The organism is Nonomuraea sp. NPDC049152 (assembly GCF_040648355.1).
Classification (GTDB): domain Bacteria; phylum Actinomycetota; class Actinomycetes; order Streptosporangiales; family Streptosporangiaceae; genus Nonomuraea.
Genome location: NZ_JBEZDO010000017.1, coordinates 53,485 through 72,691 on the forward strand (window position 1 = coordinate 53,485; position 19,207 = coordinate 72,691).

Here is a 19,207-nt window from a genome sequence, read left to right on the forward strand (position 1 = left end):
GCCGGTGGTCAGCGCGAGGCCGGCGATGACACGCCTCACTTGCCCACCTCGGTGAGCGCCTCGGGCATGCCGGGAACGGTGGGGATCCCCTTGTCGAGGTCCTTGGCGTCGACCCACGTCTCGGCGGCCGGCTCGGTGACCTTGACCTTGGAACCCCAGCCGCTGAACCTGCTGTCGGCGGTGAAGTCCAGCTTCTCGCCGCGGCCCGCGGGAAGCGAGATCTTGGTGGTGAACCGGCTCACGAGGCCCTTGCCGTCGAACCAGAGCGCCCAGGTGAGCTTCTGGCTGGCCTTGAAGCCGGCAGGCCTGCTGGGGAGGTGGCCCACCTTGATGGTGCCCTTGGCGACGCCGTTCTTGACGGAGGAGGCGCTGGCGAGCAGGGCCTTGAGCGTGCCAGGGGTGAACAGGTCGACCTCGGGGCCCAGCGGACTGGCGTTCACCCTCGGACCGCGCACCCAGGTCTTGCCCTCGGGCAGCGAGCCGGCCACGAGCCCGCCCGAGAGGTAGCTCCAGCGCTTGATGTCGATCTGGCGCGTGGGAGTGCGCACCAGGTCCTTGAGTGCCTGGCCCTCCTCCTCGTCGTCGAGCGCCGAGGCGACGATCGGGCTGATGCTGAACTTCATGGTCTTGTCGGAGGCGGCGACCCCCGACGTGCCGAACTCGGAGACACCGCTCTCACGGGTGGTGATGATCGGGTCGCCCGAGATCGACATCCGGATGGTGGAGGAGGTCTTGACGCCCTTGCCCGCGACGTACTGGGACTTGAGCGCCTTGACCGGGTCGGCCTTGGGCGCCGCCGCCTGAGCCGGAACGGCGGTGATCAACGCGACGCCTGTCGTCAAGGCGAGGCCGATGATGGTTCGCTTCATACGTGTACGTGTCCTTCTAGAGGGGGGAAAGATCTTTTCACCTGGAGATCACGAGGCTGTCTCGCGAAGTGGGCTTTCCGGGCAGCGTGTCGTCGAGCTCCGACTCGTCGATCACCTGGCCGGCGGGTGGCGCGGTGACGGCGGCTCGCGAGCCCCAGCCGGTGAATCTCAGATCCGCCTTGACGAACTCGTCCCTGCCCAGCCGGGCGGTGCTGGTGAACCGCTGGACCAGCCCCCTGGAGTCCAGGTGGAGCGCCCAACGGAGACGCAGGTGCGGGGCCATGTTCACCAGGTCCTCGAAGTCCCGCCGGAACGACGGCGACACGGCGACGAGCCTCCCGTACGGCGTGCTTCCCTCGATCACGCGCCCGCGGCGGGAGGGCGGGGCGACCAGGGCGGCCGCCGTCAGGATCGACAAGACGAGCATGCGGCGAGCCTGCCAACCGAAGATCACAAAAGGAGGGAGGCGATGCGCACAGATTGTGAAATTTCGGTGCAGGCCAGTACTTCCGGGGCAGGAAGCAGCCCGGCGCACCGGGATGGGGGCGCCGGGCTGACGGGGAAAGTTAGCCGGCGGCCTCGGTGAGGACGCTGGGCAGCTCGGGAACCTCGGTGTCGAGGTCGGCCGCGTCGACGACCTCCTCCTCCGGCGGAGCGGTGATGGTGACCTTGGAGCCCCAGTCGCTGTACCGGGTGTCGGCGGTCATGCTCATGACGCCCAGTAGCCCGAAGTCCAGCTTCGCCACGGTGGTCACCCTGGTCACGAGCTGCTTCGAGTTCAGGGTGATCGCGTAGGCGACCTTGACCTTGCCCATCTTGCCGGGCAGCGAGGAGCCGCCGGAGGCCTTGCTGAGGTCGCTGAGGCTGATCGCGCCCTTGTAGACGCCGCCGTTGGCGTTCTTGGCGCCCTTGAGGACGGTCTTCAGCACCGAGGCGTCGAAGATGTTGATCAGCTGGCTGCTGGACATGGTGGCGTCGGGAGCGCCCTCGACGCGCACCCACTTCTTGCCCTCGGGCAGGTCGCGGGAGTAGAGGCCGCCCTTGGCGTACGTCTGGCCCTTGACGCTGATGTACCTGGTGGGGCTGAACAGGGCGGCGAACTCGTCGTCGGCCTTGACCTTCGGGCCCTTGGTACGGCGGGTCAGGTCGGACGCGACGACGCCCGACTTGCCGAACGCGAGCACGCCGGTCATGCGGCCGACGCCGCCGGAGGGCTTGCCGTCCGTGAGCATGGTGGTGGTCTCGGAGACCTTGACGCCCTTGCCGGCGACGAACTGCTTCTTCAGCGCCTCAACCGGGTTCTTCGGCGCGGCGGAGAACGCGAATGCGGGGGTGGCGACCGCGACCGCGGATACGGTGAGCGCGGTGGCGGCGATCAAACGCCTCATGTGTTTATGTGCCCCTTCGGTCAGATGTGCGGGACATCCTAGATCGCTAAAGGGGACAATCGGGCGATTTACCGCACATTGGTATGGCTCGCAAGCGATATGTATGACCCGATGACCTGGGCAGGTCAAGCTTGGGACTAGGCTTCCTTGGCGGAAACGCCCGGCACACGGGGTGGGCCCGGGCCGTCGAACATCAGTCGAATAGCAAGGACGGACCCTCGTGGACCTGTTCGAACATCAGGCGAAGGAGCTCTTCGCGGACTACGGCATCCCGGTGCCACGCGGCATCGTCGCGCACACCGTGGAGGAGGTGCGTGCGGCTGCCGAGCAGCTGACCGGCCGTGTTGTCGTCAAGGCCCAGGTCAAGACCGGGGGTCGTGGCAAGGCCGGCGGCGTCAAGGTCGCCGATGACGCGGCGGACGCCGTCGCGAAGGCCACCGACATCCTCGGCATGGACATCAAGGGCCACACGGTCCACAAGGTGCTCGTGGAGGAGGCCAGCGCGATCGCGGAGGAGTACTACTTCTCCTTCCTGCTCGACCGTGCGAACCGTACCTTCCTCGCGATCTGCTCCGCCGCCGGCGGCATGGACATCGAAGAGGTCGCCCACAGCGCACCCGACAAGGTCGCCAAGGTGCCGGTCTCCGCGATGACCGGCGTCGACCGCGCCAAGGCGCGCGAGATCGCCGTCGCCGGCGGGCTGCCCGAGCAGTCCCTGGACGGCGCGGCCGAGCTCATCGAGAAGCTGTGGTGCTGCTTCGTCGACGAGGACGCCTCGCTCGTCGAGGTCAACCCGATGATCCTGTCGGCCGACGGCCAGGTGAAGGCCCTCGACGGCAAGGTCACGCTCGACGAGAACGCGACCTTCCGTCAGGCGGACCACGAGAAGTTCGCCGACAAGGCCGCCGAGGACCCGCTCGAGGCCGCGGCCAAGGAGAAGGACCTCAACTACGTCAAGCTCGACGGCAACGTCGGCATCATCGGCAACGGCGCGGGCCTGGTCATGTCGACCCTCGACGTCGTCGCCTACGCGGGCGAGGCCTTCCCTGGCCGGCCCAAGCCCGCCAACTTCCTCGACATCGGCGGCGGCGCCAGCGCCGAGGTCATGGCCGCGGGCCTGGAGATCATCATCTCCGACCCCGCCGTGAAGTCGATCTTCGTGAACGTCTTCGGCGGTATCACCGCCTGCGACGCGGTCGCCAACGGCATCGTCTCGGCGTTCAAGCTGCTGGAGGAGCGCGGCGAGGCCGTGACCCGCCCCCTGGTCGTCCGCCTGGACGGCAACAACGCCCTGCTCGGGCGCCAGATCCTGCACGACGCCGCGCTCAAGGGCGTCGAGCTGGTTGACACGATGGACGACGCGGCCAAGCGCGCCGCCGAGCTCGCTGCGGTAGGTGCGTAATGGCAATCTGGCTGACCGAGAACAGCAAGATCATTGTTCAGGGCATGACCGGCGGTGAGGGCACCAAGCACACCCGCCGCATGCTCGCCTCCGGCGCCCGCGTCGTGGGCGGCGTCAACGCCCGCAAGGCCGGCACCGTGCACGAGGGCCTGCCGGTCTTCGGCACCGTCAAGGAGGCCATGGAGCAGACCGGAGCCGACGTCTCCGTCGTCTTCGTGCCTCCGGCCTTCACCAAGGACGCGGTCATCGAGGCGATCGACGCGGGCATCCCGCTCTGCGTGGTCATCACCGAGGGCGTGCCGGTCCACGACACGACGGCGTTCTGGGCCTACGCGGTCTCCAAGGGCAACAAGACCCGCATCATCGGCCCGAACTGCCCCGGCATCGCCTCGCCCGGCGCGTCGAACGCGGGCATCATCCCGGCCGACATCACCACCGCGGGCCGCATCGGCCTGGTGTCGAAGTCGGGCACGCTGACCTACCAGCTCATGTACGAGCTGCGTGACTTCGGCTTCTCGACCGCCGTCGGCATCGGTGGCGACCCCGTCATCGGCACGACGCACATCGACGCGCTCCAGGCCTTCCAGGAGGACCCGGGCACCGACGCGATCGTGATGATCGGCGAGATCGGCGGCGACGCCGAGGAGCGGGCCGCGGCCTACATCGAGCAGCACGTGACCAAGCCGGTCGTGGCCTACGTGGCGGGCTTCACCGCCCCCGAGGGCAAGACGATGGGTCACGCGGGCGCGATCGTGTCCGGCTCGGCCGGCACCGCGCAGGCGAAGAAGGAGGCGCTGGAGAAGGTCGGCGTCCGCGTCGGCAAGACGCCCTCCGAGACCGCCCGCCTGATGCGCGAGATCATGCAGTCCCGCTAGTCCCGTCTCGGCGGGACTCTCTCCTGAGTCCCTCCGTACGGCAAAGCGTGGTGACGGCCACCGGGGTCACTCGGTGGCCGTCCGCGTGTCCACGCCACTCCAGCGGGACTCCGGTGCCCGCCGCCACGTCGGGATCGTGAGCCCGCATTCGGGGGCCGAACGGCGGCCGGGGGCGGCGTGCCGTACAGGATCAATCGCCACGCCCGGCGCGGCTGTGGGGTTCTTGACCGAAAACTTGAGAACATCGAGCACTGTGACGGCCCTTCTCGACCAACTGCGGACAGCTCCCCGGACGGTACTGAGCAAGATCTCCGGAGAGGACGACGAGACGAGGCGGCCGCTGCCCGTCTCAGGGATGCTCGCGGCGGCGGCCACGTTGGGGGTCGGGCTGGCCGTGCTCATCACCCTCACCTTGGTCGGCTGGATCGCCGCGCCCAGAGGCGCGCTCGGCACGGGCCTGCCGGGCGTGTTCCGCACGGCCGCGCAGATCTGGCTGGCCGCGCACCACGCGGGGTTCGCGTGGCCCGGCGGGCAGCTCGGGCTGCTGCCGCTGGGCCTCATGGTGCTGCCGGCCGGGCTGCTGTACAAGGCGGCCATCTGGATGGCGCGCGACGCCGATCTGAGATTGCGGCTGCCCGCGCGGTTGCCGAAGAACAGTCCGAAGGAGCAGGCGGGAGCCAGGCGCAAGGCCCAGCTCGTATTGGTGGCGCAGGCGGGGGTCTCGCTGGCGGCGCCGTACGCGCTGCTGGCGGGGCTGATCGCGCTGGTGGCCAGGAACGACATCACCCAGCCCTTCATCGGCGAGGCGCTGCTCAGCCACTTCCTGCTGGCGTTCGTCGCGGGCGTGCTGGCCACCGCGCGCACGATCGGTCCCTGGCGGTCGATGCTGCGGCTGCTGCCCGAGCGGCTGCGCGCCGTCACTGTCGGCACGGCGGTCGCCGTCGCCCTGCTGCTGGTCGCGGGCCTGGTGCTGGTGCTGGTGGCGGTCGTGGTGAACTTCGCGCAGGTGCGCGACCTGACCAACGGCCTGGCCCCCGGGTTCGTCGGCGGGCTGCTGCTCGTGCTGGTCCAGGTCCTGTATCTGCTGAACGCCGTCATCTGGGGGCTGGCCTACATCGCGGGGCCCGGTTTCGCGGTCGGCACCGGCACGCTGGTCGCCCCGACGGGCGTGCAGCTCGGCTACGTGCCCACGCTTCCGCTGCTCGGCGCGCTGCCCGACAACGGGACCGTGCCCGGTCTCATGATGGCGGTGATCGCGCTGCCGTTCGCGGCGGGCGCCGTCGCGGGCGTGGTCGTCGCCAGGATCGCGCCCTCGCCGTCGTACGAGGCCGCGCCGCTGTGGGGGTTCGTCACCGGCATCACCACGGGGCTCGCCGCCGGGCTGCTCGCCGCGCTGTCGGGCGGGCCGATCGGCGGCGCCAGGCTGGCCGTCGTCGGGCCCTCGCCCTGGGAGGTCGCGCTGTCGGTCTGCCTGGAGGTCGGCGTCGCCGCCGGCATCTCGGCGGGGCTGGCCAACTGGTGGCTGCTCTACCAGGGCGCGCGGGGCAAGGGCCCGATCGCGCGCAAGCTGAGCACGGCGCGCAAGGCCGGCGCGGTGATCGCGAAGGCGGCGAGCAAGGTCGGCTTCGCCGAGCCCGAGGGCCGCGCTCTGCCAGGACACTGGATGGACGCCACGGAGGCGGACACCCAGGCGATCCCGGTCATCCGGGACGACTGGCAGGACGAGCACGCTTCAGCGGCGGCCGAGGCCGTGTCACAGGCCGAGCCGCCCAGGCCCGAGCCGCCGAGGCCGCCCCGCCGCGACATCGTCGACGAGTCGGACGACCGCGGCGGCCACGTCATCTACCTCGACCCCTACGCCTGGGACCGCGACTAGGGACCGCGACCCGAGCGCGCGACCCGAGCTCCGGTTCGCGTCCCGGGGCTCGCGGCGGGCTACTGCACCGAGCCCAGGAAGTCGATCACGCCGGGCGGGAGCTTGGCCGCCGCCGCGTCCCTGAACTGGGTGAAGCACGCGCTCTGCGCCGCCACCGTGCCCGCGCCCTTGCGGCACTCCTGGTAGGCGGAGTACTCGTTCATCAGGTACAGCTGCATCGCCGTAGCGGCCGCCGAGAGCAGCAACGACACCGTGGCGACCACGATGCCGCCCACCGCCACTCCCTGGGATTTGCCGGCGCCACGCAGCAGCGGCAGCGCCCTGAACCCCGCGAACAGGGCGAAGACCGCCATGACCAGGCCGGCGAGCGGGAGCATGAACGTCATGGCCAGCGCCGCGATGGACAGCCATATCGCCCTGCGGCCCGCGGAGTCCGCGACCTGGGGGCCGCCCGGTGCCTGCACCGGTGTCGTCACCTGACCTCCTCAACGTTGCCGGACGAGGAACAGATACCCTGGCAGCCCCACCCAAGCATGTGAATGGAGTGCGCCTGTGTCGCAGGCAGGTCGGCTTGTGGTTCTCGTCTCCGGCTCTGGAACCAACCTACAGGCCCTTCTGGATGCCTCAGCAGCCCCGTCGTACGGTGCGACGGTGGTGGCGGTCGGCGCCGACCGCGACGGCATCGAGGGGCTGGCCAGGGCCGAGCGCGCGGGCGTGCCTACGTTCGTGGAGAAGCTCTCCTCGTACGGCTCCCGCGCCGAGTGGGACACCGCCATGGCCGCCCGCATCTCCGCTCACAAGCCCGACCTGGTGATCTCGGCGGGATTCATGAAGATCCTCGGCGAGCCGACACTGGGCGCGTTCCCCGTGCTGAACACCCATCCAGCGCTGCTGCCGTCCTTCCCCGGAGCCCACGGTGTGCGCGACGCGCTCGCCCACGGGGTCAAGGTCACCGGCTGCACGGTGATGCTGGCCGACGCGGGGGTCGACACCGGGCCCATCGTCGCCCAGGAGGCGGTGCGCGTCTTCGACGGAGACGACGAGCACCTGCTCCACGAGCGCATCAAGACCGTCGAACGAGGGCTGCTCGTCGACATCGTCGGCCGGATGGCCCGCGAGGGCTGGACCGTCGCAGGCCGTACCGTCCGCCTCGGATCAGGAGGAGAACAGAAGTGACCGAGCGCAGCGACAGCGCTGTCCAGCCCGACAGCCGCATCGCCATCAGGCGCGCGTTGATCGCGGTGTACGACAAGTCCGGGCTGGAGGAACTGGCCCGCGCGCTCGACGCCGCGGGGGTGGAGATCGTCTCGACCGGCGGCACGGCGGCCGCGATCGCGTCCTTCGGCGTGGCCGTCACCAAGGTCGAGCAGCTCACCGGCTTCCCCGAGTGCCTGGACGGCAGGGTCAAGACCCTTCACCCGCGCGTCCACGCGGGCCTGCTGGCCGACCTGACCAAGGAGCACCACGTCGCCCAGCTCGCGGAGCTGGAGATCGACCCGTTCCAGCTGGTCGTGGTCAACCTCTACCCGTTCCAGCAGACCGTGGCCTCGGGCGCGTCCGACGCCGAGTGCGTCGAGCAGATCGACATCGGCGGGCCCGCCATGATCCGCGGCGCCGCCAAGAACCACGCCACCTGCGCGGTCGTCGTCGACACCGGCTCCTACGACGAGATCTACCAGGCGCTCGACCAGGGCGGCTTCACCCTCGACGAGCGCAGGCGCCTGGCGGGGGGCGCCTACGCCCACACGGCCGCCTACGACGTCGCCGTGGCCGACTGGTTCGCCTCGGCCTACACCGGCGACCAGCGGTTCACCGGCACGGCGGGGCAGCTCAAGAGCGTCCTGCGCTACGGCGAGAACCCGCACCAGCGGGCCTCCCTGTACGTCTCGGAGGAGGGTGGCCTCGCCAACGCCGAGCAGCTGCACGGCAAGGAGATGTCCTACAACAACTACCTCGACGCCGACGCCGCGTGGCGGGCCGCGTGGGACTTCGACGCGCCGTGCGTCGCGATCATCAAGCACCAGAACCCGTGCGGCATCGCCGTCGGTGGCGACGTCGCCGACGCGCATCGCAAGGCCCACGCGTGCGACCCCGTGTCGGCCTATGGCGGGGTCATCGCGGTCAACGGAGAGGTGAGCGCCGAGCTGGCCAGGCAGATCGCGGAGGTGTTCACCGAGGTGGTGGTCGCGCCCGCCTTCGCTCCCGAGGCGCTCGCCGTCCTCACCGAGAAGAAGAACCTGCGCCTGCTGCGCTGCGAGCAGCGGCCTGCCAACGCCACCGAGTTCCGCAGGATCGACGGCGGGCTGCTCGTGCAGACCGCCGACAGGATCGACGCCCCGGGTGACGCGCCCGAGCGCTGGGAGCTCAAGGCGGGGCCCGCGGCCTCGCCCGAGCTGCTGCGGGAGCTCGACTTCGCCTGGCGCACCTCCAGGTCGGTGAAGTCCAACGCGATCGTGCTGGCCTCGGAGGGGGCGACGGTCGGCGTCGGCATGGGGCAGGTCAACCGGGTCGACTCCTGCCGTCTCGCGGTCACCCGCGCGGCCGACAGGGCGGCGAGGTCGGTGGCCGCCTCCGACGCGTTCTTCCCGTTCGCCGACGGGCCCGAGGTGCTCATCGCGGCGGGCGTGAAGGCGATCGTGGAGCCCGGCGGGTCGATCAGGGACGACGAGGTCATCGCGGCGTGCGAGAAGGCGGGCGTGACGCTGTACTTCACAGGGACGCGCCACTTCTTCCACTGAGCACCGGTACGGCTACCGCTCCCGCGACGGGAGCGGTAGCCGACACGGGGGATAGGACAGTGGCGGTAGGGACAGGTGTAAACCGCGACGACCATGCTCGGGCGCCGGTTATGGTGAGTCCTCTGTCTGGTTCTTACCCCGGAGTCCACTTATGCCGATGCTCGAAACGATCCTGCAGGTTTTCGTGACGGTGAACGGGTTCTCCACGAGTCCGATCGTCCTCCTGGTGCTCGCTTTCGTCGGCGCCTACCTCGGGGCGAAGCTCGTGGAGGTCATCCCCTACACCCGGCGGATCATCGAGCGTCGTGAGGCTCAGGCGGCGGAGCGGCAGTAGGCCGTCCCGTCGTCCACGCCAGCTTGGCGGCCCCGGCCAGCGCGGCCTGGACGCCCAGCTTGGAACGGCGGATCTCGACGCGCCTGACGAAGTCGAGGCCGGCCAGCTCGTCCATGGCGCGGTTCAGCGGGTCGAACAGGATCGGGCCCGCGTTGGCGACGCCGCCGCCGATGACCACGTGCGTCACCTCGACCGCTGCCGCCGTCGAGACGATCATCGCGGCCAGCGCGCGGGCGCCCCGCTCGAACGCCGCGACGGCCACGGGGTGACCCGCCGCGGCATCCCTGGCCAACATCGCCCCATCGGGCGTGACCTCGGGGGTCCAGCCGTTCTCGGTCGCCCAGCGGACCAGGTTGGGCCCACTGGCGTACCGCTCGACGCATCCCCGGCTCCCGCACGCGCACGGGTCGCCGTAGGGGTCGACCGTCATGTGCCCGACATGTCCGGCGTTGCCGGTGGGGCCGAGCAGCGGCGCGCCGTCGATGACCAGCCCGCCGCCGATGCCCGTCGAGACCACGATGCCCAGCATCGACCGGCTCTCGGCGCCGGTGCCGAGCCAGTGCTCGCCCAGCGCGAAACACTGCGCGTCCCCCGCCAGCACGGTCGGCAGCCCGGTGAGCTCCCGCACCCGCTCCCTCACAGGGAAGTCGCGCCAGGTGGTGATGTTGACCGGGCTCACCGTGCCCGCGGCCAGGTTGAGCGGGCCCGCGCAGCCGATCCCGACCGCGACGGGCACCGGACCCTCGGCCACCACCTCGGCGATGAGCAGGGCGAGCCCGTCGAAGACGTCCTCGCGGGGCGTGGGGCGGGTGGCCGAGCGCAGGACGGTTCCCGAGCGGTCGACGAGGGCCGCCGCGAGCTTGGTGCCACCGATGTCGATGGCGAGTACGTAGGCCATCAGTGTTTGTGGTGGTTGTCGGGCTGGCGTGGGTCGCCAGGATGTTCGAGGCCGGGGACGAGCTCCACCCGCGCCGCCCGCTGCACGTCCAGCCATCTGGCGAACGCCCGCCGCCCGGCAGCCGCCACGAGCGCGGCGTCGGACGGGTCCCGCGCCGGGGCGGGCGCGGGCCGGGCGACGGCCACGTGCCAGCCGAGCGGGTCGCGGACCGGCCCGGCAGGCGTCCCGTAGGGAACGCTCCGCAACGCGCCCGCGATCGCGGAAGGCAGCGAGTCGAGGGAGATCGCGCCCAGATGCTCCAGGTCGTCGGCGGTGGCGGAGGCGGCGGCCCGCTCGTCGGCGAAGAGCGCGTGCCGTACCAGGTGGAGGGGTGGGGACGGCTCCGGCGACGTTGGCGACCACGCGGACGGGACCCGCGCCGACGCGGCCACGGAACGGTGGACGGCGCGGACCCACGGGCTGCCGTTGTATGCGGAGGCGTTGATGGAGCCCAGCTCGACGGCGGCGAGGCGGTCGAGCGCCGGGCCTTCGACCGGCGCGAGACCCCTGGCCAGCGCCTCGTGCTCGCACAACACCTCGGTCAGGACGACCTGCGTCACCCAGCGGGCCATCTGCCTGTCCTCGGAGCTGTCGGGGGTCGGCAGGGCCGCGCTGAGCGGGCCTTCCCGAAGGTCGCGCAGGCGGGCGTCCAGGAGGTCACGCGGTACGGCGTGCCCGTCGACCGTGCCGATCGCGGAGCCGTGGACCTGAGCGGGGTGCGGGTGGGTGTGGGTCATCGCGCGACCTCCACGCGGACGGCGGGCGTGTACTGGCATCTGCCGTACCACATGATCTTGGCCAGGGCCCACGAGCGGACCTCGGGCGCGTCGGGCGGGACCGTGACGGGGAAGGAGACGTCCGCCTCCGCGCCAGGAGCCACCTCGAAGCCCTGGACGACCGACGGGAGCAGCTCCCACGTGCCCCACGGCGAGGCGAGCTGGGCCTCGCCGCGGATGGGCCCCGCGGTGGTGTTGGCCAGCCGTACGGTCAGGACGGTCCGGTCGCCGGGACGCAGGGAGAGTTCCTCGGTGACGGCGGTGATCGACAGCCCTGTCGGCCTGCCCTCGCCTGCCGTGGTGCCCTGCGCGGCGGCCCCGTCCTCGGGCACGGACTCGATGGGCGCGGGCAGCTCGGGGGCCTCGCCGAGGGCGACGGTGACGGCGTCCTCGACCACCTGGTCGCCGACCTGGGTGCGGGCGGTCACGAAGTGGAGGCCGTCGCCCCGGCCCGGGGTGACGGTGAACGGGAAGCGGGCGTGGCCGCCGGGTTCGAGGCGGAAGACCCGCTGGGACGGCTCGGCGGTCCAGCCTTCGGGCAGCTCCAGCGTCACGACGCCTTCGTGGGGCGCGTCCACGAGGTGGGAGGAGACGACGACGTCCATCTCGAACGGGCCCGCAGGGGTGACCAGACCGGGGGAGGCGGCCAGGCTCACGGGAAGGTACCCGAGCGGAGCGGGACCCTTGTTGTGGAGCCAGTAGCGGCTGTAGACCGGCTGGGCGACCTCGGCGGTCGCGCCGAGGACGGCCCCCGGCCCGTCGAGCGGCGCGGAGGCGACGAAGGTCGCGACCTCGGCGCCCGACAGGCCGAGCGTGCCCGGCGCGCCGGGGCCTTCGAGCAGGTCGGAGCGGACCAGCCCGTCCAGGTCCAGCACGGGCGAGTGCAGCGAGGCGGTCGCGCCCAGGCCCGTCGACTCGGCGAGCCTGATCGTCACGCCGTCCTGTCCCGCGGAGAGGCCGTGCGCGAGCGGGTTGCCCGTGGCCTTGACCGCGCTGAACAGCACCTCGCGCGGCGGGTCCACGCGCAGCAGCGAGTGCAGCGGGGGCAGGTCGCCGTCCTGGGCGGAGAGCACGCGGGGCAGCAGCGGCGTGCTGAACTCCTGTCCCACGGCGGGCAGGCCGAGCGCGCGCCAGTCGCCGTCGCCCGCCGCCAGCGCGTAGGAGAACTCGTGCGTCCAGTGCTGCAGCTGGAACCCCGACCCGTCAGGCGTCGTACGGCGGGGCGGATCCAGCCACACGCCGGAGGGCCAGCCCGTGCACGAGCGCATCAGCGACAGGTGCAGCGCCCCAGAAGGATCGACGGCGAAGCCCGGCAGACCGTAGGTGAGCAGCGCGACCGTCCTGTCCTCCAGCTCCTCGCCCCCCACGGGGCACGAGGCGTGGATGACCGCCCCGTCCAGCAGCGTGTCGGCGGGGTCGGCCACGATCAGCGCGGGCAGGGCGCGCACGTCGCGCAGGTCGGCGCTCGGCTGCCACACCTCGGCCAGCGGCTTCTCCGCCGGCACCCACACCCGGGCGGCGCCCGCGTCGAGCGCGTCGAGGAAGGCGGGGTCGCTGCGCGACAGCAGCTCGGCGGCCAGCGGGTTGGTGTCGGGGCCGCCGAGGATGATGCGGACGTCGGGAAGGTTGGAGTCGACGTCGAGCCAGCCGTACCTGGAGCCCGAGGCGGAGGAGGTGGTGGCGGTCACGCCCACCCTGGCCAGCGCCACCACCAGATCGCGGGCGGCGGCCGCCTCCGCGTGGGAGCGGACGACGATCTCGGCCACGCCGATCGCGCGGGCGCCCGCCTCGCCCAGGTCCACGCGGGCGGTGGACGACAGGCCGAACCAGGTGTTGGCGGGATTGTCCAGCGTCCACGGATGCTCGGCGCTGTCGACGTCGGGCAGGGCGAACCCGCGTCCGACGACCGCGCCCGCGACGTCGGAGACGGGCAGCGCGCCCCGCACCTGGGCGGGGAAACGGACCCTGAGCAGCCGGTCGGCGCCGGAGTGGTCGAGGACGCGGGTGGTGAACTCGACCCGCTCCTCTCCGAGCGTGACCACCTGCTCGTAGGACAGGTCGCCGACCTCGCCCGTGACGATCAGGCGGGAGCCGAGCGGGCTGGTCTCGGCTCTCACGGCGGCGGTGGTCGCGCCCGCGCCTGCGATCGCCCCTGTGGGCATGAGGTGCCACGGGCCCTCGCCCATGTCGGGGTGCTGCGGGTACTCGTCGTAGAGGCGCAGCTCGTTGCCGAGGCCGGTCAGCAGCTCGCGACCGTCTCGGACGAGGGAGGTCAGGCCGCCGCCCTGCGCGGGGTCGGCGGTGACGCGCCAGCGCTCGCTCTCGATGGTGTGGCCCTCGACCGGCTGCCAGGCCTCGGCGTCGCCCTCGATCACCCGGTAGGCCCGCCAGCCGAGCGCGGGCACGTCCTTCGCGAGGAAGATGTGCGTGCCGTCCTCGACGACCGAGGGCGCCTCCACCCGCAGCCCTGGCTCCAGCCGTACCCTGACCAGGCCGTCGCGGGCGAAGGAGAGCGTGTTGGTGACGACGACCGAGCGGCCGTCCACGGCGACCTGCCCGAGCAGCGCGTCGAGCGAGCGGTCGCGGGCGTCGGCGGCCAGGTCGTAGGCCTCACGCCAGCCGGTGAGCAGGTCGATGTAGACCTGGTCGGACTCCGACCCGGTGATCGCGTCGTGGTGCGCGCCGTAGGCGAGCTGCCGCCACACCTTGTCCAGCGCCGCGTGCGGGTAGCGGCCGAGGCCCAGCAGCGACGCGAACGCGGCGAGCCGCTCGGCGTCGAGCGCGGCCACCTCGGCGGCGCGCTGGGCCTGCTTGGTGTCGATGTAGGAGACGTCCTTGCCGGTGTAGACGGGGTTCATGTCGCGCGTCTGCGGACTGAACACGCTCGTCTCGGCCTTCACCGCCTCGAAGAAGTCGTGCGGCACCGCGCAGACGAACTTCGGCCACACATAGCGGGCGGCCCACTCCCGGTGGATCTCGGTCACCCACTTGTTCGGCGGCGTGTAGTCGGTGCCGACGGGCAGCAGCACGTTCCTGGTGGCGGCCACCGGCTTCAGGCTCGCGAACAGCTCGTAGACTGCCGTCATCGCCTCCTCCAGCGTCGCCGAGGAGTCCATCCACCAGCCCGCCGAGTAGTGCGCCGGCATGTAGTGGGTCACCACACCCAGGCCCGACGGTGAGATCCACTCGAACTCGCTCGGGAACTGCATCAGCGTGGCGTCGTTCTTGGCCTGCTTGAAGTTCTTGCTGATCGGGCCCCACTGGTGGAAGGGGCCGCGCGCCCACGCGCTGCCCGTCAGGCCGGCGGCGGCCAGGTACCCGGGGAACTGCGGGTCGTGGCCGAACGCGTCGAGCTGCCACGCCGTGCGGGGCTGACCGCCGAGGATGTCGCGCTGGTAGCCGATGCCGTACACGATGTTGCGAATCGTGGTCTCGGCGCCCGTCAGGTTGGTGTTGGGCTCGTTGTAGGTGCCGCCCATCAGCTCGACCCTGCCCTCGGCCATGAGGCGGCGCAGGTCGGCCCTGCGCTCGGGGTGGGTGTCGAAGAACGGCTTCAGATAGTCGATCTCGGCGAGGACGAACTTGTAGTCGGGGTCCCGCGCGGCCAGCGCGAGATGCGCCTCCACCAGCGCGAACGCGTTGCGCTCCCACAGCGGCCTGGTCGTCGCGTCGCCCGACAGCAGCTCCCACGGGCTGGTGTAGGCCGCCTGCGTGTTCCACCAGACGGGGTCGTAGTGGAAGTGCGACACCATGTGCATCGTCCAGCCGGGCTCCTCGACGGTCACCTCGGCGGCGATCTCACTGTCAGCGGCGGTCACGTGGCAGGCGAGCGTGCTTCCGGCCGGGGCGGTCACCTCCAGCGGGACCTCTACGACGACGGTCCCTTCACCGGCGGGCACGACCGCACGCCCGGCGATCCCCTCACCGCGCACCTCGAGGTCGGCGTCGCGCTCGCCCTGCTCGGCGGTGACCCTGAGGACCTGGTACGGCTGCGCGTCCGTCCCCACGAAAAGGTCGGTCGACTCGGCTGACAACAGGCGAACGGGCACAGGGTCTCCCTTGGCGTCCTAGGGGGCTGTCGCCGTCACCCTAGGTCTTATCAAGATCAATGGCAACGTTGTCATAACCGTAGCCACCCGCTCACGAAACCCCTCGGAACTCATGGAACGTCTCGGGCGCCGGAGGGTCCGAGCCCCATGAACCATGGACTCCAGGAACTGGGCGATATTGACGAGATCCGTAGAAAGGGATACGTTCCGGTAGATTTCGCGGCGACTCAGGGGAAATCCGGTGAGATGCCGGTGCGGACGCGCCACTGTATCCGGGAATAAACCCTCGGGAGCCAGGTCACCTGACCGCCGCGACCTCAACCAGCGGGACGCGTCATCCCTGAGGAGGCTTCACATGAGTGGTCTGTCCACGTCCGTAACCGCCATTCCGCTTCACCGTCTCACGCGCTGGCTGCTGGCGGTGCCCGTTCTGATGCTGCTCGCGTACCTCGTCTTGATGGACAACGGCGCGATCTCGCAGACCGGCACGTTCCTGCACGAGCTCATGCACGACGGGCGTCATCTGCTCGGCGTGCCCTGCCACTAGGGCACGGCCGTGATCAAATCCCTGGTGGTCAGGGGCCTGCTCGTGGGGCTCCTGGCCGGACTCGTCGCGGGCGCGTTCGCCTTCTTCGTGGGTGAGCCGCGCGTCGACGCCGCGATCGCCCTCGAGGAGGCGGCCTCCGCCGCCGCTCCCGCCGAAAGCGCACCGCACAGTCACGACGACGGCGCGGGAGCCTCCCATGATCACGGAGAAGAGGCCGTGGTCAGCAGACCGGTGCAGAAGGCCGGACTCTTCCTCGCCACCGGCCTGTACGGCGTGGCCGTGGGCGGCATCTTCGCCCTCGTCTTCGCCGGACTCCGCGGCAGGGTGGGCCCCAGGTCGGAGCCCGCGTTGGCCGTCGCCGCCGCGGCGGTCGCGTTCGGCGCCATCATCCTGGTTCCCTTCCTCAAATATCCCGCCAACCCACCCGCCGTGGGCGACCCTGAAACGATCAACTCCAGGACGCTCCTCTACGTCGTGATGGTCCTCGTCGGCCTCGCCTCCGTCGCGATCGCCGTCGCCGCGAGCCGCAGGGTCACCGTGCCGGGCGTATGGGCGAAGGGCCTGGTAGGCGGGGCGACCTTCCTGGTTCCCGTGATCGCCGCATGGGCGCTCCTCCCACGCGTGGACGAGGTGCCCGTCGGCTTCCCCGCCGCGTTGCTGTGGGACTTCAGAGTGGCGTCCCTCGGCACCCAGCTGGTGTTCTGGGCGGCGTTCGGGGTGTTCTTCGCGGTGGCGGGCGAACGCGCGAAGGTGCGGGTCAGCTGACCAGAGCGCTGTTCGTACGGCATGCCTTGACCGTCGGCATGCGCGGCGCGCGCTTCCCCACGGGGGAGGAACGCGCCGATCCGTCGAGCCTTGAGCAGGCCCACCGCCTGGCACGGACGTTCGCCGAGGGAACGGCGTTCGTCGCGCCGGGTCGTGCCGCCAGGGAGACCGCGGTGGCGCTCGGGTGCGAGCCGGTGGTCGTGCTCGAGCTGGCCGAGCCGGACCACGGGAGGTGGCGCGGCCTGCCGTACGAGGAGGTCGCCCAGGCCGACCCCGAGTCCTTCGCGCGCTGGCTCACCGACCCCGGCGCGGCGCCCCACGGCGGGGAGTCCCACCACCAGGCGGCGGCTCGGGTCGTCAGCTGGCTGGAAACCCTCCGCGAGGACGCCCGGCGGGGGGAGGGCGTGGTGGTCGTGTGCGACGTGGGCGCGGTGCGGGCGGTGGTGGGGCACGCGCTCGGGATCGGGCCTCTCGTCGCCGCGCGTTTCGATCTCGCCCCCCTCTCCCTCACGCAGTTGTCCGCCGCCCGGGAGGGCTGGCGGATCGGGTACGTCAACCGGAAGGCCACACCTTGACCGCCACCTATCCTTTCAGCGCCGTCGTCGGCCTGGACGATCTCAAGCTGGCGCTGGTGCTCAACGCCGTCTCTCCTCGTGTGGGCGGCGTGCTCGTCAGGGGAGAGAAGGGCACGGCGAAGTCCACGATCGTCAGAGCGCTCGCCGCGCAGTTGCCTCCGGTTGAGGTGCTGGCGGCCTGCAGGTTCGCCTGCGACCCTTCCGCGCCCGACCCGGCGTGTCCCGACGGGCCGCACGAGCCGGGCGAACGGGTGGTGACCAGGGCGGCGGCGTTGGTGGAGCTGCCGGTGGGCGCGTCGGAGGACCGTCTGGTGGGCTCTCTCGATCTGGAGCGGGCGCTGACGGAGGGGGTCAAGGCGTTCGAGCCCGGTCTGCTGGCCGCCGCGCACAGGGGCGTGCTCTACGTGGACGAGGTCAACCTGCTGCACGACCACCTGGTGGACCTGCTGCTCGACGCGGCCGCGCTCGGCACCTGCTACGTCGAGCGGGAGGCCGTCTCCGTCCGGCACGCGGCCAGGTTCCTGCTGGTCGGGACCATGAACCCGGAGGAGGGCGAGCTGCGGCCCCAGCTCCTGGACCGGTTCGGGCTGACGGTGGAGGTGCGGGCGTCGCGCGAGCCGTCGGAGAGGGCCGAGGTGGTACGGCGGCGCATGGCGCACGACGCCGACCCGGAGGGGTTCGCGGCACGGTGGACGGCCCAGGAGGCGGAGCTGGCGGCGGGGATCGCGGCGGCCAGAGATCGTCTCGGGGCGGTGGAGCTGCCGGACGCGCGCCTGCGGCAGATCGCGGAGGTGTGCGCGGCGTTCGAGGTGGACGGCCTGCGCGCCGACCTGGTCACGGCGAACGCCGCCGTGGCGCACGCCGCGTGGCGGGGTGCGGGGGTGGTGACGACGGAGGACGTGCGGGTGGCGGCCAGGCTGTCGTTGCCGCACCGGCGGCGGCGCGACCCGTTCGACGCGCCGGGGCTGGACGAGCGGCTGCTGGAGGAGCTGCTGGACAGGACCTCGGAGGACGAGCACCCCGACGACGACACCGACCCCGACACCCCGCCCCCTGCCGGGGACGACCCCAAGGGCGGCCCCGACGGCGATGAGGGACCGGGCTCCGACGGCGAGGACAGGCGGGATGATGACGCGACGGCCTCCGGCGACACCCGGACGGAGGACCGCGCCCCAGCGGGCGAGTCCCGCCGAGACGGCGACCGCGCGCTCCCGCAGGACGCGCGCGGGCCGCACGACAGCCGGGCGCCTGGACAAGACGAGCCCACGGACCAGGAAGGTCAGGTCCAGGTGGCGGGGGTGGCGGCGCCGTACCGGGTGCCGTGGCTGAAGGTGCGGGGACTCGGCAACGGCGCGTCCGGCAGGCGGTCGCGTGCCCGCACCCCGCAGGGCCGCACCACGGGCTCCCGCGCCCCCGAAGGCCCCCTTCGCTCGGTCCACCTCACCGCCACGCTCGTCGCCGCCGCGCCGTACCAGAGGGAACGCGGACGCACCGCCCCCGGCCTGCTCATCCGCGAGGAAGACCTGCGCGAGACGGTGAAGGAGGGCAGGGAGGGCAACCTCGTGCTGTTCGTCGTCGACGCCAGCGGATCCATGGCCGCCCGCAAGCGGATGACCGCCGTCAAGACCGCCGTCCTGAGCCTGCTGCTCGACGCCTACCAGCGGCGCGACAAGGTCGGCATGGTCACGTTCAGGGGCAGCGCCGCCGAGGTGGCGCTGCCGCCGACCTCGTCGGTGGAGGCGGGCGCCGCGCGGCTGCGCGCGCTGCCGACCGGCGGACGCACCCCGCTGGCGGCGGGGCTGGCCCGCGCCGCCGAGGTGCTGCGCGTGGAGCGCATGCGCGACCCCGACCGCAGGCCGCTGCTGGTGGTGGTGACCGACGGCCGCGCCACCTCAGGCGGCGACGTGGAACGCGCGGCGGCCCTGCTCACCGGTACGGCGAGCGTCGTCGTCGACTGCGAGTCCGGCCCGGTACGCCTCGGCCTGGCCGGACGCCTGGCGACCAGGCTGCGCGCCCGGCTCATCCCGCTCGACGGGATGGACGACCTCATCCGCGACTACAGAAGGGCGAGCTGAC

The 19,207-nt window shown here is 71.7% G+C and carries 17 protein-coding genes and 1 riboswitch; of the genes, 10 read left to right on the forward strand and 7 right to left on the reverse strand.

Going from position 1 to position 19,207, the window contains the following annotated elements:
* Positions 1-35: 35 nt before the first annotated feature.
* The 3 genes from AB0B45_RS28345 to AB0B45_RS28355 form a co-directional block, all read right to left on the reverse strand.
* Positions 36-869, reverse strand: a complete 834-nt coding sequence (locus AB0B45_RS28345) for a hypothetical protein (RefSeq protein WP_358136402.1) — start codon at positions 867-869, stop codon at positions 36-38.
* A 37-nt stretch (positions 870-906) separates the two neighbouring features.
* Positions 907-1,296 (reverse strand): hypothetical protein, encoded by a 390-nt coding sequence (locus AB0B45_RS28350; RefSeq protein ID WP_358136405.1) that lies wholly within the window; start codon positions 1,294-1,296, stop codon positions 907-909.
* 139 nt (positions 1,297-1,435) lie between these two features.
* Positions 1,436-2,257, reverse strand: a complete 822-nt coding sequence (locus AB0B45_RS28355; RefSeq protein ID WP_358136408.1) for a hypothetical protein — start codon at positions 2,255-2,257, stop codon at positions 1,436-1,438.
* A 220-nt stretch (positions 2,258-2,477) separates the two neighbouring features.
* On the opposite strand from AB0B45_RS28355, the gene sucC reads away from it, so the two are divergent.
* From sucC to AB0B45_RS28370, 3 genes are all read left to right on the forward strand, one after another.
* Positions 2,478-3,659 carry an ADP-forming succinate--CoA ligase subunit beta gene (gene sucC, locus AB0B45_RS28360; protein WP_358136410.1) on the forward strand — a complete coding sequence of 394 codons (1,182 nt, stop codon included), beginning with the start codon at positions 2,478-2,480 and terminating at the stop codon, positions 3,657-3,659.
* Complete coding sequence (gene sucD / locus AB0B45_RS28365; protein WP_183650574.1) at positions 3,659-4,534, forward strand: succinate--CoA ligase subunit alpha; 876 nt, start codon at positions 3,659-3,661, stop codon at positions 4,532-4,534. Before sucC ends, sucD begins: the two co-directional genes overlap by 1 nt.
* 253 nt (positions 4,535-4,787) lie before the next feature.
* The gene (locus AB0B45_RS28370) at positions 4,788-6,410 is read left to right on the forward strand and encodes a DUF6350 family protein (protein ID WP_358136412.1); all 1,623 of its coding nucleotides are present in this window, start codon (positions 4,788-4,790) and stop codon (positions 6,408-6,410) included.
* A gap of 59 nt (positions 6,411-6,469) precedes the next feature.
* Here the strand turns inward: AB0B45_RS28370 and AB0B45_RS28375 are convergent, their stop codons facing one another.
* Positions 6,470-6,886: a hypothetical protein gene (locus AB0B45_RS28375; protein ID WP_358136415.1), complete on the reverse strand. Its 417-nt coding sequence runs from the start codon at positions 6,884-6,886 to the stop codon at positions 6,470-6,472.
* 76 nt (positions 6,887-6,962) lie between these two features.
* On the opposite strand from AB0B45_RS28375, the gene purN reads away from it, so the two are divergent.
* The 3 genes from purN to AB0B45_RS28390 all read left to right on the forward strand — a co-directional run bounded on the left by purN (position 6,963) and on the right by AB0B45_RS28390 (position 9,482).
* A complete protein-coding gene (purN, locus tag AB0B45_RS28380) occupies positions 6,963-7,586 on the forward strand; it encodes a phosphoribosylglycinamide formyltransferase (protein WP_358136417.1) in 624 nt (207 codons plus the stop codon).
* Positions 7,583-9,148, forward strand: coding sequence for a bifunctional phosphoribosylaminoimidazolecarboxamide formyltransferase/IMP cyclohydrolase (gene purH, locus AB0B45_RS28385; RefSeq protein ID WP_358136420.1), 1,566 nt, complete (start codon positions 7,583-7,585; stop codon positions 9,146-9,148). Before purN ends, purH begins: the two co-directional genes overlap by 4 nt.
* 157 nt (positions 9,149-9,305) lie before the next feature.
* The gene (locus AB0B45_RS28390) at positions 9,306-9,482 is read left to right on the forward strand and encodes a hypothetical protein (RefSeq protein ID WP_358136422.1); all 177 of its coding nucleotides are present in this window, start codon (positions 9,306-9,308) and stop codon (positions 9,480-9,482) included.
* Here AB0B45_RS28390 and AB0B45_RS28395 read toward each other — a convergent pair.
* From AB0B45_RS28395 to AB0B45_RS28405, 3 genes are read right to left on the reverse strand one after another with little or no spacing between them, the layout of a single operon-like run.
* Complete coding sequence (locus tag AB0B45_RS28395; protein WP_358136425.1) at positions 9,442-10,380, reverse strand: ROK family protein; 939 nt, start codon at positions 10,378-10,380, stop codon at positions 9,442-9,444. The two genes, AB0B45_RS28390 and AB0B45_RS28395, sit on opposite strands and share 41 nt — an antisense overlap.
* Positions 10,380-11,156: a hypothetical protein gene (locus tag AB0B45_RS28400; protein ID WP_358136428.1), complete on the reverse strand. Its 777-nt coding sequence runs from the start codon at positions 11,154-11,156 to the stop codon at positions 10,380-10,382. Before AB0B45_RS28400 ends, AB0B45_RS28395 begins: the two co-directional genes overlap by 1 nt.
* Complete coding sequence (locus AB0B45_RS28405; RefSeq protein ID WP_358136431.1) at positions 11,153-15,244, reverse strand: NEW3 domain-containing protein; 4,092 nt, start codon at positions 15,242-15,244, stop codon at positions 11,153-11,155. Before AB0B45_RS28405 ends, AB0B45_RS28400 begins: the two co-directional genes overlap by 4 nt.
* A gap of 195 nt (positions 15,245-15,439) precedes the next feature.
* A riboswitch (cobalamin riboswitch) is annotated at positions 15,440-15,569 on the forward strand.
* 30 nt (positions 15,570-15,599) lie between these two features.
* On the opposite strand from AB0B45_RS28405, the gene AB0B45_RS28410 reads away from it, so the two are divergent.
* Genes AB0B45_RS28410 through AB0B45_RS28425 form a run of 4 tightly spaced genes read left to right on the forward strand, consistent with a single transcriptional unit; the run spans position 15,600 to position 19,206 of the window.
* Positions 15,600-15,791, forward strand: a complete 192-nt coding sequence (locus AB0B45_RS28410) for a CbtB-domain containing protein (protein ID WP_358136434.1) — start codon at positions 15,600-15,602, stop codon at positions 15,789-15,791.
* Between the two features lie 9 nt (positions 15,792-15,800).
* Positions 15,801-16,556: a CbtA family protein gene (locus AB0B45_RS28415; protein ID WP_358136436.1), complete on the forward strand. Its 756-nt coding sequence runs from the start codon at positions 15,801-15,803 to the stop codon at positions 16,554-16,556.
* Positions 16,451-17,131: a histidine phosphatase family protein gene (locus AB0B45_RS28420; RefSeq protein WP_358136438.1), complete on the forward strand. Its 681-nt coding sequence runs from the start codon at positions 16,451-16,453 to the stop codon at positions 17,129-17,131. The genes AB0B45_RS28415 and AB0B45_RS28420 overlap by 106 nt, the downstream gene beginning before the upstream one ends.
* Positions 17,128-19,206: a VWA domain-containing protein gene (locus AB0B45_RS28425; RefSeq protein WP_358136441.1), complete on the forward strand. Its 2,079-nt coding sequence runs from the start codon at positions 17,128-17,130 to the stop codon at positions 19,204-19,206. The genes AB0B45_RS28420 and AB0B45_RS28425 overlap by 4 nt, the downstream gene beginning before the upstream one ends.
* Position 19,207 lies beyond the last annotated feature (1 nt).